General features: G+C 68.8%; 13 protein-coding genes. 4 read left to right on the top strand and 9 right to left on the bottom strand.

The window, feature by feature from the left end:
• Positions 1-85 precede the first annotated feature (85 nt).
• Positions 86-712 (bottom strand): TetR/AcrR family transcriptional regulator, encoded by a 627-nt coding sequence (locus OG817_RS44375; RefSeq protein ID WP_406051152.1) that lies wholly within the window; start codon positions 710-712, stop codon positions 86-88.
• A gap of 237 nt (positions 713-949) precedes the next feature.
• Between OG817_RS44375 and OG817_RS44370 the strand changes: the two genes are divergently transcribed.
• A complete protein-coding gene (locus OG817_RS44370; RefSeq protein WP_406051151.1) occupies positions 950-1672 on the top strand; it encodes a hypothetical protein in 723 nt (240 codons plus the stop codon).
• Here the strand turns inward: OG817_RS44370 and OG817_RS44365 are convergent.
• From OG817_RS44365 to OG817_RS44350, 4 genes are all read right to left on the bottom strand, one after another.
• Positions 1669-2280, bottom strand: a complete 612-nt coding sequence (locus OG817_RS44365) for a CGNR zinc finger domain-containing protein (RefSeq protein ID WP_406051150.1) — start codon at positions 2278-2280, stop codon at positions 1669-1671. The two genes, OG817_RS44370 and OG817_RS44365, sit on opposite strands and share 4 nt — an antisense overlap.
• Before the next feature lie 13 nt (positions 2281-2293).
• The gene (locus tag OG817_RS44360) at positions 2294-3256 is read right to left on the bottom strand and encodes an SPFH domain-containing protein (protein WP_406051149.1); all 963 of its coding nucleotides are present in this window, start codon (positions 3254-3256) and stop codon (positions 2294-2296) included.
• Complete coding sequence (locus OG817_RS44355) at positions 3256-3549, bottom strand: hypothetical protein (protein ID WP_238163536.1); 294 nt, start codon at positions 3547-3549, stop codon at positions 3256-3258. The genes OG817_RS44360 and OG817_RS44355 overlap by 1 nt, the downstream gene beginning before the upstream one ends.
• Before the next feature lie 290 nt (positions 3550-3839).
• Positions 3840-4559: a TetR/AcrR family transcriptional regulator gene (locus OG817_RS44350; protein ID WP_360445093.1), complete on the bottom strand. Its 720-nt coding sequence runs from the start codon at positions 4557-4559 to the stop codon at positions 3840-3842.
• 115 nt (positions 4560-4674) lie between these two features.
• Here OG817_RS44350 and OG817_RS44345 point away from each other — a divergent pair, with 115 nt between their 5' ends.
• On the top strand, positions 4675-6864 hold the full coding sequence (locus tag OG817_RS44345; protein WP_406051146.1) for an MMPL family transporter: 2190 nt from the start codon (positions 4675-4677) through the stop codon (positions 6862-6864).
• Here OG817_RS44345 and pdxH read toward each other — a convergent pair.
• Genes pdxH through OG817_RS44330 form a run of 3 tightly spaced genes read right to left on the bottom strand, consistent with a single transcriptional unit; the run spans position 6813 to position 10132 of the window.
• The gene (gene pdxH / locus OG817_RS44340) at positions 6813-7454 is read right to left on the bottom strand and encodes a pyridoxamine 5'-phosphate oxidase (protein ID WP_406051145.1); all 642 of its coding nucleotides are present in this window, start codon (positions 7452-7454) and stop codon (positions 6813-6815) included. The two genes, OG817_RS44345 and pdxH, sit on opposite strands and share 52 nt — an antisense overlap.
• 20 nt (positions 7455-7474) lie before the next feature.
• Positions 7475-9406 (bottom strand): hypothetical protein, encoded by a 1932-nt coding sequence (locus OG817_RS44335; protein WP_406051143.1) that lies wholly within the window; start codon positions 9404-9406, stop codon positions 7475-7477.
• 51 nt (positions 9407-9457) lie between these two features.
• Positions 9458-10132, bottom strand: a complete 675-nt coding sequence (locus OG817_RS44330) for a hypothetical protein (protein ID WP_396392116.1) — start codon at positions 10130-10132, stop codon at positions 9458-9460.
• Positions 10133-10270: 138 nt separating this feature from the next.
• On the opposite strand from OG817_RS44330, the gene OG817_RS44325 reads away from it, so the two are divergent.
• Positions 10271-11383, top strand: coding sequence for a citrate synthase 2 (locus OG817_RS44325; protein WP_360445085.1), 1113 nt, complete (start codon positions 10271-10273; stop codon positions 11381-11383).
• Positions 11384-11397: 14 nt separating this feature from the next.
• Here the strand turns inward: OG817_RS44325 and OG817_RS44320 are convergent, their stop codons facing one another.
• On the bottom strand, positions 11398-12165 hold the full coding sequence (locus OG817_RS44320; protein ID WP_406051141.1) for a helix-turn-helix domain-containing protein: 768 nt from the start codon (positions 12163-12165) through the stop codon (positions 11398-11400).
• Between the two features lie 122 nt (positions 12166-12287).
• Here OG817_RS44320 and OG817_RS44315 point away from each other — a divergent pair, with 122 nt between their 5' ends.
• The gene (locus tag OG817_RS44315) at positions 12288-13124 is read left to right on the top strand and encodes a phytanoyl-CoA dioxygenase family protein (RefSeq protein WP_406051139.1); all 837 of its coding nucleotides are present in this window, start codon (positions 12288-12290) and stop codon (positions 13122-13124) included.
• Positions 13125-13229: the final 105 nt, after the last annotated feature.

Raw genomic sequence — 13229 nt, 5'->3', positions numbered from 1 at the left:
CCTCGACCAGACCACTGGTGTCCCTGGTTCAGTTGCGTCCGAAAATCCGCGGGCAGGGCGCCGCGGGTCATCGGCCGCCACCGGATCAGGTCCGAAGGCCCCGGTCGAAGGCGGCGACCAGGAACGTGACCAGGTTCTCGGCCAGCTTGCCCGGGTCCTCGACATCATCCACGCCAGGCGCGCGGGACAAGGCCTGGGACTGGTGCAACGCAAGCAGTCCGAGCATGTTCACGTATCCGAAGGCGACCGCCTCGGGCGAGGCGTGTGGCAGGGCCGACTGAAGCGCGGCCAGGTACCGCGACTCGATCGGGTCGGACTCGGCGGCGTACAACTCCCGGATCCGCTGGCTCGGATCGAACGCGATCCGGCCGATGAAACGCGCGACCACCGCGCCACGATCACCCCGGCGCAGGACCAGGTCCAGCCCGGGCTCGATGAATGCCCGGATCAGCTGCTCCGGACTCGGCCCGCCGCGGGCCTCCAACTGGTCCAGCCGGCGCCGGCGTTCGGCGTTGACCGGCGCCATCGCCCGCGCGACCGCGGCTCGCAGCAAGGCCTCCTTCGAGCCGAAGTGGTAGTTGACCGCGGCGATGTTCGCGGCCGCCGCCACCGTGATGGCACGCAGCGACGTTCCTTCGTAGCCCCCTTCACCGAAGCGTTGCTCGGCGACGTTGAGCAATCTCTCCCGGGTCGATTCGACCGGTGTTTCCACAGACTTCTCCTTCCCCCCGGCTACCGCTCGCTCAGGCACCCCACCTGCTCACTCGCCGTAGCCTGCAGTCAGCATAGTTCAAGCGGTCGTTTGAACTGGAGGGCTTAGCTCTTTAATCTCCGAGAATTCCTCAGATTTATCTGAAAACTCCTTCCTTCCCATGGTTCACAGCCCTCACACGTCCCGATCGCGGTCCGGTTGCCGGCCGGATCGGGCGTCTGGTTAGGGTCATGCGGTATGAGTCTGGTTCGGGTGGAACGGCGGTTTCAGGGACCCAAGCGGTCGGGCAACGGCGGGTACGTCGCCGGACAGGTGGGTACGGCGCTGGCCGCGCGGATCGACGCCGGCGTGGTGCCGCGGGTGACGCTGCGAATGCCGCCGCCGATCGAGAAGGACCTGACGCTGGACGCGGACGTCGAAGGGGCGCGGTTGACGGACGGCGAGGCCGTCGTTGCCGACGCCGTACCGGTGGACGCGGACTTCCTGGCCGACGCGACCATCGACCCGGTATCGCCCGACGAGGCTCGCGCGGCCGAGGCGGCGTACAAGGGTTTGAGCAATCATCCGTTCCCGAGCTGCTTCGTCTGCGGGCCGGAGAACGCGGACGGCCTGCAACTCAAGCCGGGTCCGCTCGGCGACGGACGGACGGCGTGCACGTGGCAGCCGGGCGGCGATCTGGTGACCGGCGGCCTGGTGGACGACGTCTTCCTGTGGTCCGCGCTCGACTGCCCCGGCGGCTGGGCGATCGACCTGGAGGGCCGCCCGTCGGTGCTCGGTCAGTTGACGGCCTGCATCGACGCGCGCCCGCAGCCCGGCGAGCAGTGCGTGGCACTCGGCCGCTACCTCGGTGAGGAGGGCCGCAAGACGTTCACCGCCAGCACCCTGTACGACGCCGACGGCCGCGTGCTCGCCCGCGCCCGGCACACGTGGATCACGGTCGACCCCGCCGTCTTCAACTAACGGGCGCGCGCCGCGTGCGCGCGGACCTTGGCCCGGTTCCCGCAGGTGGCCATCGAACACCACCGCCGGCGCCCGCGGGGATCGAGGAACAACCAGCCGCACGACTCCCCCGGGCACATCCGAACGTGCGCCCGCGACGGCCCGGTCAGCAGCTCACCCGCGAGCAGCGCCAGGTTGTCCAGCGGCAGCGCCAGATCCTCCGGCAGCTCCCACACTGGGCCGTCGTCCGCCAGGACCAGCTGCCGTCGCCCGGACGCCCGTTCGATCACCCGGGCCACGGCCTCGAACGACTCATCGGTCGCCTGCCCGGTCAGGACGTCGTACAGCTCGGTCCTGAACTCGAGTGTCGCGTGCAGCCGCCGCGCCGCCTCGGTCGGCTTGCCACCGGCCTGCTCGATCAGCCGGAACACGGTCGCCGGCGGCACCAGGCCGACGTACGAGGTCCAGATCAGGAAGGCCTCGTACGACGTCAGCCACTCGGTCCGGGCCGGGCCACGGGTGGTCCAGTCGGACCGGGTGTTGACGAAGTCGAGGACCGGGTCCGCGCCGACCGGCTTGGGCAGGACGACGCCCTGCACGAGCTCGAGGTGCGACGGCAGCGCGGACATGTCCCAGCTCAGCTCAGTTGGCGGGCTGCTGGGTCGTGGTGGTCGGTGTCGGCACCGGGATGCTGACGTTGCCGTTCTGCGGGATGACCATGAACTGGATCTTGCCCGATTCGATCGCGGTCTTCAGCAGGTAGCCCTGCGCGCCGAGCATCGCGACCTGCGCCTTGACCGACTGCAGTTCGACGTTGACCTGCTGGTTCTTCTGCTCCTGGGTCGCCTTGGCCAGCTCGGCCCGCTGCTTGGCCTCGAGGCCGTCGATGATGCCCTTGTCCAGCGGCGTCGGCTTCTGGATCGTGAAGGACAGCTCGCCACAGTCGTTGGTGCCGTTGTACGACGGGCCGCAGAAGTAGTCACCACCGACGGCGGCCGGCAGCAGCCGGGTGAACTCCTTGGCCGCGGCGGACTGGAACGCCGCCTTCTTCGACTCGTTGTTGTAGAGCTCGGCCCAGCCGTAGTCGGCCGCGACCGCCGCCAGCGCCCGGTCGATCTGGGGCCGGAAGTAGCTCTGCAGCATCTGGTCCCAGCCGTCGTCCTCGTAGGCGTCGGTCTTGAGCCCGATCCGCTCGTGGAACGACTTCAGCACCGCCTCGTCGCGGTTCAGCGTGAAGTAGACCTGGACCCGGACGCCGAGCCGGACGTTGTCCTTGCTGACCACGGTGACCTCGTCGGCCGCGTCGGTGTCGGCGCCGTCGCCGCCGATGATGTACGAGCGCTGGTCGATCGGGTAGGTGTAGACGGTGTCGCCCGGGCCGATCAGCGTGTTCGTCGAGCCCGGGGGGATGACGGACTTGAACTTCTTGTCCTCGATCACGCCACCGCCGTAGTGCAGACCGATCCGGTTCGCGTCGGTGTCGGCGAAGTTGAAGATGTTGAACAGCGCGATGATCACGATCACGGCCACGATCAGGCCGCCGATCACCTTGACCTTCGTGCTTCCGCCCTTGGCGACGGCGGTCGCACTCCCCAGTTTGGCCATCAGTCGTCGAGCTCCTTGCGTTCCACCAGTCGCCGGATGTCGGCGAGGGTCAGGTCTGCGGTGACCGCGACATCGCGCGGCACCGACGGATGCGAGCTGAGCGTACGCAAGCCCTGCTCGGCAGCCGCGACCGCCCGTTCCAGCGTCCTGACCTCGTGCATCAATGCCCGGTGTTCGGCGTTGACCTCGGCCAGGGCCTGCTCGGCCTGGGCAGCCCGGCGGTACGACGCCCACGCCATCCAGGCGGTTCCGACCAGCAGGATCACGATGACCGGAAGTCCGAGTCTCAGCATGTCTCCTATGGGACCACGGCACCCCGTTCGTCTGTGCGCGAAAACTGGTTGAACGCCGGGCCTTCGGCCAGTAGGTTTTCAGTACACGCGAAGGGAGGTGGTCCAACGCATGAATTGCTATCGGACTCGTGAGGTGGCGGCGGGCTAACCGCCAACCACTAACAAGTGGGCATGTGGTCGGCCAATTCAACGCCAGCCACCGGGCCCGCGGGCAGTCAGGTCAGTCCGCCTGACCCAGAGTTCGGCCACCCGGTCGCGGTCTGGAAGCGCTCGCGGGCTTTTTTCTGCCCTCACTCCGGCAGTGGGCAGTCCAGGCCGAGCTCTTCGCCGATCTCGCGGAGCTGGGCTTCGAAGTACGCGCCGGCATCCGGCAGCACCCAGTGCAGTTGTCCGAAGACCTCCATGCAGATCAGGCCGTAGAGCCTGACCCAGTAGCTCAGCGCGAGGTAGATCGCGCCGGCCGGCATGCCCTGGAACTCCTCGGTCTCTTGCTGCAACTGAGCGAGCAGCACCGGTCCGAGGTCCTCGTCGGCCGGGTACGGGAACGGCTTCCAGTGCCAGATCTGCGCGACCAGGTCCTTGAACACGGCCCCGAACCGCATCGCCGCCTGATGCCCAGGCGTGTCCGCGTGGTCCTCGGCCTCCGGGTTCGGGATCGCCGTACCGAACAGCAGCGCGAACTCGGACGGATGGGCCAGCGCCCAGTCCCGCAGTCCATTGGTCAGCAAGAACAACCTGGCACCGAGATCCGCATCGGTGTCGGCGGCCTGCAACTCCATCAGCGCACCGGTCAGTTCGTCGTACAGGTCGGCGATGAGGGCGGTGACGAGGGCCTCGTGGCTCGGGAAGTAGCGGTACAGGGCCGGCGGGGTCAGGCCGAGCTCGCGCGCGACCGCACGCAGGCCGACCGCGCCCACGCCGCCGCTGACCAGCAGCCGCCGCGCGACCGCCTTGATGTCGGCCAGTGTCGCGGCCCGCTGCCGGTCACGCCGGGTCGCACCCTCGTCCATCGAAATTCTCCTTGACAGGCCGGCCTCCCGGATGTCTAGAGTTAACACCGTTAACAGTTAACGCTGTTCACTGAGACACCCGCCGCTCAAATCTAACTTGCTGGGGGAGAGTTTCGTGTTCGAGACGCTCGGCCACTTCACGTTCCGGCGCCGCCGCCTGGTGCTCGCCCTGACCGGAGTCCTCGTCGCCGTCGGGCTGGCCTGGGGCACCGGCGTGTTCGGATCGCTGGCCAACGGCGGGTTCGACGCACCGGACACCGAGGCCGCCAACGCTGTCGCGACGATCGAGCAGAACGTCGGCCGCACCGGTACCGACGTGATCGTGCTCTACCGCAGTTCCACGCAGACCGTCGCGGACCCGACGTTCCGGCAGTCCGTCGAGCAGCACCTCTCGGGCCTGCCGTCCCAGGATGTGCGGAGTACGACGACGTACTGGAGCAGCCGCTCGCCCCTGTTCGTCTCCAAGGACCAGCACAGCACGTACGCCGTGCTCACACTGGCCGGCGCGGACCAGGAGGAGCGGCTGGCGACGTTCCACCGGATCGCCGACCAGGTGCGGACCGCGCCATCCGGGCTGGACGCGAAGGTGGGCGGCGAGATCGCGGTCTTCGACGAGGTGAACACCCAGACCGAGCACGACATCGTGCATGCCGAGACGATCTCGACGCCGATCGTGCTGGTGCTGCTGGTGGTCGTCTTCGGCGGCCTGGTCGCCGCCAGCCTGCCGTTGTTCGTCGGCGCGCTGGCGATCCTGGGCGCCTTCGTGCTGCTGCGCGGGCTGACCGCGATCACCGACGTGTCGATCTTCACGATCAACATCGTCACGATGATCGGCCTCGGACTCGCGATCGACTACGCGCTGTTCATCGTCACCCGGTTCCGCGAAGAGCTTGCCAAGGGCAATGATGTGGAGACAGCGCTGACCGCGACGATGTCGACGGCCGGCCGGACCGTTGCGTTCTCCGGCATCACTGTCGGCGTCGCGATCAGCAGTCTGGTGCTGTTCCCGGTGATGTTCCTGCGCTCGATGGCGTACGGCGGTGCGGCCGCCGTGCTGGTCGCGATGGTGGCGGCATTGACCGCGCTGCCTGCCTTGCTCGCGGTGCTGGGGCATCGGGTGAACAGCTTGCGGCTGCCGTTCCTCAAGCCTCGCAAGGCGCGCGCCGAGCACGGAGCGTGGTACCGGCTCGCGCACAGCGTGATGCGGCGCCCGGTGCGGTATGTGCTCGTCCTGGTGCCGGTGTTGCTGGTGCTAGGGATCCCCTTCCTGCAGGCGCAACTCGGTGGCGTCGACCACCGGTCGTTGCCTGCCGGCGCCACCTCCCGCACGGTGACCGAGACGCTGCAAAGTGACTTCGCTGGTGCGGGTGGGTCGGACATCGTCGTGGCAGTCCGCTTCGATTCGCCGCCATCCGATCCGTCCGCGGCACTGGCGCCGTACCTCGGGAAGCTGCGGCAGGTCGCGAACGTCGAGAACGTGCGGGTCGGCGGGTACGAGAACGGCGTCGCGGAGGTGGTCGTGCATACGCACTTCACCGCGCAGGAACTGGCCGCGCGCGATGTCGTCCACGACGTACGGGCGATCGCGCCGCCGGGTGGGACGCAGACCGAGGTCGGTGGTGAGACGGCCGCGGTGATCGACCTGCTCGATGTGCTGGCCGAGCGGGCGCCGTACATGGCCGGATTCGTCGTGCTGGTGACGTTCGTGCTGCTGTTCGTCGCGTTCGGATCGTTCGTGCTGCCGGCCAAGGCGCTGCTGATGAACGTGCTGTCACTGTCCGCGGCGTTCGGCGCGATGGTCTGGATCTTCCAGGACGGCCACCTGTCCGGGCTGCTCGACTTCACCCCGGCCGGATTCCTCGACGCGACCAACCCGGTGCTGTTGTTCGCCGTGCTGTTCGGGCTCTCGATGGACTACGAGGTGTTCCTGCTCAGCCGGATCCGGGAGGAGTACGACCGGACCGGCGACAACACGCAGGCGGTCGCGCTCGGACTCCAGCGGACCGGCGGCATCATTACCAGTGCGGCGCTGCTGCTGATCATCGTCGTGGCGGCGTTCTCGACCTCGGGCATCGTGTTCGTGAAGATGATCGGCGTCGGGCTGGTGATCGCGATCGCACTGGACGCGACGATCGTGCGGGCGTTGCTGGTGCCGGCGACGATGCGGTTGCTCGGCCGGGCCAACTGGTGGGCGCCGGCTCCGCTGGTGCGGTGGTGGCAGCGCAACGGCTTCCGCGAGACCTCGGAGGCTCCTCAGGGCTGGAGCCGCGACAACTCCCAGCCTTCGGAGTTGGTACGCCGGTAGGCCAGGCGGTCATGCAGCCGGCCGGTCCGGCCCTGCCAGAACTCGAACGCGTCCGGCCGGACCAGGTAGCCACCCCAGAAGTACGGCGTGGAGATCTCGGTGCCCTCCGGCCACTGACGCTCGTACGACGCGTACTGCAGGTCGAGCTCCTCGCGGGACGCGACCGGCTGGCTCTGCTGTGACGCCCAGGCCCCGAGCTGTGACTCGCGCGGCCGGTTGCCGAAATACGCGTCGACCTCGTCGCCGGGGAGCTTGGTCGCGCTGCCCTCGATGCGCACCTGCCGCTCCATCGCATGCCAGGGGAGGACGAGCGCGCAGTGCGGGTTCACGGCCAGGTCGTCGGCCTTGCGGGACTCCTGGTTGGTGAAGAACACGAAGCCGCGCTCGTCGAGGCCCTTCAGCAGCACAGTCCGCGCCGACGGCCGGCCGTCGCCGTCCGCGGTGGCCAGCACCATCGCGTTCGGCTCCGGCAGGCCGGCTTCGGTCGCCTGCGCCAGCCAGGTCCGGAACTGGACGATCGGGTCCGGATCGACCTGGCTCTCGAGCAACTCTCCGAGGCCATAGGCCCGCCGCATCTCCGCAAGATCCACGGTCCGAGCCTACTGGGGCCCTACTTGCTGAGGCTGCGCCAGGACCGGCCGAGTTTGCTGGCGCGGAAGGTCCGCCACAGGACGGTCGATGCCAGCAGCCGGGCGGCCGAGTTCCGGACCAGGCGGCGGTTCTTCGGGATCACGACCGGCGCGGGCCGCGGTGAGGCGATCCGAACGACCGGGCGGGTGTCCTCCGGCAGGTGGCGGTTGATCTCCTCGAGATGCTGGTCGAACGTCGCCCGCCAGAGCGCCTGCCGCAGAGTGGCCTCGCCGCCGGCCGAGCTGGCGCCCGCCGTGGACGCCGCCCACAGCGTGCTGAGCGACCCCGGATCGAAGCCGTCGACCTCGGTCAGGAGTTGCTCGATCAGTTCGCGGTCGGGCGCGTCGGCCAGGCAGCGGACCGTGCTCTTGGCCGGTCGAGGTGTCGCCGGGGCGACGACCGGCTTGAAGAACGGTACGTCGGCCCACTCGGGCACCAGGTGCCGCACCAGCTTGCGGTGCAGGGCGTTCTCGACCCGCTGACTGGGATCCAGAGCGAACGCGGCCCGGACGAACGCCGGGATCAGCAGCGGCGATACGACACCGCTGCGCTCCCCCGTCGTCCCCCAGCGACGCAGTCGTTCGACCACGTAGAAGTAGTCGATCATGGTCGCGTTCTCGATGCCGCCGTGCACCGCGTTACGCAGTACATGCTCGATCTGCTCGGCGACGGTGGTCCGGGATCGCTCGGACGGGCCCGCGGTCGGGGTCAGCCGGGTCTGCAGACGGTTGCCGAAGGCATGCAGCTTGTCGTGCAGCGGGAGGGCGTCGAGCTGGAGTACGTCGTTCGGGTAGAAGTGGCCGTGGGCTACTTCACCGCCGGCACCGCCGATGGCCAGGTGGGCGACGTTGGCCAGAGTGGCGGGCGGCGCGTGGAACAGGTAGCTGGCCGGACGGAGGCCCTCCGCGTACCGGTGCCAGCGCAACGCACGCTCCACCAGCGCCGGCGACTTCGGCGGCTGGGCCGATACCTTCGCCGCCTTCACGCCCACCGCCTTGCGGGTGGTGAAGTGCTCGACCTGCTGCGGGAGCATCTGCACCAGCGATTCGGCCACGTCGAGCTCACCCGGCACTGCGTCGTAGCTGTTGAGCTTCACGTCCACACCGGCGGCAAGGAACGAGGCGGCGACCACTCTGGAGTCGCGGCCACCACTCAGGTCGACGGTCGGCTTGCCGGGCCACAGGCGACCTACTGATCGCGCGACATCCTGCAGCGCCTCGGCCGTCTCCTCCACCGTGTCCGGGCTGTCGGTCGACCACACGCTGGTGGTCTCGATCCGACTGACGGTCTGCCGACGATGCTTGCCGTCGGCAATGATGTGGGTCGCCCCGGGCACCGCGAGGACCCCGTCGTACGGCGTACTGTCGTCCATGAACCAGCCGCAGGCCGCGGCAAAGGTCCAGCCGCGCCGGTTCGACGCGGCATGGGTGCCGCCGAACAGCAGCGCGGCCACCGGCCGGTTGCTCCACACCCAGCCGTCGGACAGCCGCAGCTGGAAGAGCCGGCCGACACCGATCGAGTCGGTGAACAGGTCCAGGCGGTCCTCGTCCGGATCCAGCACCGTCATCGTGAACGGTGGGGCAAGCTCCAGGAAGCCGGCCGGGTTCCGGCGTACCGCGTGCGCCAGCTTGGCCGGCGCGTCGTGCGGCGGGACGTCGCCGATCACCCGCTGATAGCCCAGCGGTGCGTGCTGGGTGGCGATCCGGAGCTCACCGGCGTCGTGCCAGGACGGCCAGAACGAACCGCTGTCGTCCCGGTCCCACACGTGCAGACCGATCGTGCTGCCGTCGTACCCGCTGTGCTTGCCCTTGCGGTCCCAGAGGCCGTCGTAGTACGCCTCGATCCGTGCCCGCCCCGCGGCAGCCCGGGAGGCGCTGTCGTTGTTGAAGGCGTAGGCGACCAGAGTTTCCATGCAGAGCCAGATGCACGTTCCGAGCGGAAAGTTACGATCCAGTCCGGAAATTTACCGTGGCGGTTGCTGACCGGGGAAAGTGCTGCCGGGCGGCTGCTGACCGGGGTACGCCCCGGGCTGCTGCCGGTCCTGATGCTGGCCCGGTTGCTGACCTGGTTGCTGGGCCTGTTGGGGCTGGCCCGGGTAGGCCTGCGGATGCGGCTGGGGCTGCTGTTGCTGGCCCGGGTAGCCACCCCACTGCTGCGGCTGCGCGGCGTAGGCCGGGTTGTAGCCTCCGCTCTCGCCACGGAGCGCCCGAGTGGTCTTGGCGTCGCCTGCCCAGCGTCCGATGCCGCCGATCAGCAGCACGATGCCGATGAACAGTGCTGACCCATCGGTGAGCATGTAGGCGATCGTCCTCGTGCCGGGGACCTGGAACAGCTTGACCACGTCGTAGGCGGCGCGGATCGGCGCAAGCATCACGACCAGTCCGGCCACCGTCATCAGAGCGCCGGCTCCGACCATGACGCCGGCCCCGATCGACCGGATCGCCATCAGCAGACCGACGATGACCGCGATGGCCACCAGCATCAGGAGCCACTGCAGACCGTGGGTGAGGATGCTGTCGAACCTGACCTGACGCGTCAGGGCCAGCCGGGTGCCGGCGTACGACCCGCCGACGATTCCGGCGTAACCAATGATGATCCCGAGCACGAGACCCAGGACGGGATTGGGCTTGGCTGGCATGTGCTCCACCGTAGACCTCGAACCGGTCACACATCTGTCCGGTCGCCGAGCCGGAGACATATGCTGCCTGGGCGCCCAACGGTGCGCGCGGCTCTCCTGGTGGGCTTCGTGCGTCGATCACGAGGACGAGGGAGTCGCATGTCAGATCCGAGGACCGAGGTGCAGCACGGGCTCGAGGGCGTGGTCGCCTTCGACACCCAGATCGCGGAGCCGGACAAGGAAGGTTCGGCGCTGCGCTACCGGGGCGTGGACATCGAGGACCTGGTCGGCCGGGTGCCGTTCGAGAACGTCTGGGGTCTGCTGGTCGACGGTGCGTTCACCCCGGGTCTGCCGCCGGCCGAGCCGTTCCCGCTGCCGGTCCATACCGGTGACGTGCGGGTCGACGTGCAGTCCGCGCTGGCCATGCTCGCGCCCGCCTGGGGTCTGCGGCCGCTGTACGACATCGACGACGTACAGGCGCGTGAGGATCTGTCCCGGGCGGCGGTGATGGCGCTGTCGTACGTCGCCCAGGCGGCTCGTGGCATCGGGCAACCGATGGTGCCGCAACGTGAGGTGGACAAGGCGACGACGATCACCGAGCGGTTCATGATCCGGTGGCGCGGCGAGCCCGATCCCAAGCACGTGAAGGCGGTCGACGCGTACTGGACCTCCGCGGCCGAGCACGGCATGAACGCATCGACCTTCACCGCGCGCGTGATCGCGTCGACCGGTGCAGATGTCGCGGCCGCGCTGTCCGGCGCGGTCGGTGCGATGTCTGGACCGCTGCATGGTGGTGCGCCGGCGCGAGTGCTGACGATGATCGAGGGCGTGGAGCGCGGCGGCGACGCGCGTGCGTACGTGAAGGGGCTGCTGGACGCGGGCGAGCGGCTGATGGGTTTCGGGCATCGCGTGTACCGCGCGGAGGACCCGCGGGCCCGGGTGCTTCGTCGTACGGCGCGGGAGCTGTCGGCACCGCGGTACGAGGTGGCTGAGGCGTTGGAGCAGGCTGCGCTGGCCGAGCTGCGGGAGCGGCGGCCGGACCGGGTGCTGGAGACCAACGTGGAGTTCTGGGCGGCGATCGTGCTGGACTTCGCCGAAGTACCGCCGCCGATGTTCACGTCCATGTTCACCTGTGCGCGGACGGCCGGGTGGAGCGCGCATGTGCTGGAGCAGAAGCGGACCGGGCGGCTGATCCGGCCGTCGGCGATCTACTCCGGCCCGAGCACGCGCCCTGCCACCGCCATCGAGGGCTGGAATCCGGGCTGGGCCTAGCGGTCCTGGCTGGGTTAGCGGTCCTGGCTGGGTGAGCGGCCGGTGCGCTGCTTGTACTGGCGGCTGAAGTAAGGGACGTCGGTGTAGCCGAGGGCGGCGGCCGTCTGAGTGACTGTCAGGCCGGTCTCGGTGAGCAACTCGTGAGCGCGGTCGATCCTGCACTGGATGAGGTACTGCGCTGGTGACATGCCGAGCTGCGCGACGAACCGGCGCGTGAACTGCGCTCTGGACAGGGCAGCGCCGCGTGCCATCTCGGCGACGGTCCAGTCGTGCCCCGGGTCCTGGCGGAGCTGCCGTGCCACCTCGTCGACCGCGGTGTCGGTAGCGCTCCGGCCGGGGTTGTGCACGGCGTCCCAGACGAGCCCGAGCACCTGCTCCAAGCACAACTCCGCTTGCCGTCTGCCCAACGGATCCTGCCGCCGGTACGACGCATCACTTGTCCGCGCGAGCACGCCGAGCAACTCCCGGTCCATCACCTCGCCCCACCGCGGCTCCGGCACCACTCCGCGCCGGTCGACCTGGAAATGCATACCGAACACCAGCAGTCGCCGCCGCGGATCGTGCGTGGCTCTTGGCGCATCACCTGGCGCGAAAACTGCGCACACACCCGGATGCAGCTCTCGTCGCTCGCCCGCCAGCTCCATGGAGCCTCGTCCGTCCAGCACACACCACAGCAGGTGATCCGGCAGCGGACGGGACACCCACGACCAGCTGGGCTCGCAGCGCCAGAACGTCGGCGGCGACAACAGGCCGAGCGTCAACGGTGCCGGGTAATGCGACAAAAGTTCAACTCCTCGCGCGAATCATCCGTGGCCGGTCTCAGCGGACATCTGGAGAATAATGCTGTCTGGAAGACGGTAGACGACTCCGGACACCGATGACGGATCTCTCGCGGGAGCTGTGCATGAGCGTTTCGTACAAGGAAGAGTTCGAGCAGGCGGGCTACACGCTGGTGCGTGGGCTGTTCGAGGTCGACGAGGTCGAGCGGCTGCGTGACCACTACATGGAACTGCGGCACCGGGGGTCGTACCAGGGCGACTTCGCCGGTCACACCTCGGCCGACCGCGACCCGCTCCGCCGGTACCCGCGGATGGCGCAGATGCACCGCTGGGACGACACGTCGCTGCGCTGGATGATCGATGCGCGGCTCGACAAGGTGATGACCGAGATCCTCGGCCGGTCGCCGTACGCGGTCCAGACGATGATCTACTTCAAGCCGCCGGGGTCTCGCGGGCAGGCGCTGCACCAGGACAACTTCTACCTGAAGGCCGAGCCCGGCACCTGCGTGGCCGCGTGGATGGCGCTCGATGACGTGGACGAGGCGAACGGTTGCCTCGAGGTCGTTCCCGGCAGCCACCGCTGGCCGATCCTGTGCACCGAGAAGGCGGACACCACGGTCAGCTTCACCGACGTGACCGTTCCGCTGCCGGCGCAGGGCGCCGCCGTACCGATCGCGATGGAACCAGGTGATGTGCTGTTCTTCCACGGCGCGCTGGTCCACGGCAGCAACCCGAACGTCACCACGGACCGCTTCCGGCGCGCGCTGATCGGCCACTACATCGAGGGTGAGGCCGAGAAGGTCGCGTCCTACTACCACCCGGCGTTGCGGATGGACGACGGCTCGGAGTTGACGCTCGAGGTCGCCGAGGGCGGCGGTGAGTGCGGCGAGTGGACCGACACCCCGGACGGGCCTGTCGCGGTGCTGACCGGGACTCAGACCATCACCCGCAAGCACGAGTAGCCGCGCGCCCCCGGGTGAGACCCGGAGCGGTCGGGCTGGTGCGGTATGGGAGTATGGGGTTCGCTGACAGCGTCGTCGGCTCAGGAATGGCAGACGACGAAGGGA

Origin of the sequence: Kribbella sp. NBC_00889, assembly GCF_045207705.1 — a bacterium.
GTDB lineage: Bacteria > Actinomycetota > Actinomycetes > Propionibacteriales > Kribbellaceae > Kribbella.
The sequence above is the reverse complement of the archived record's forward strand: the minus strand, read 5'-3'. Positions and strand labels throughout refer to the sequence as shown.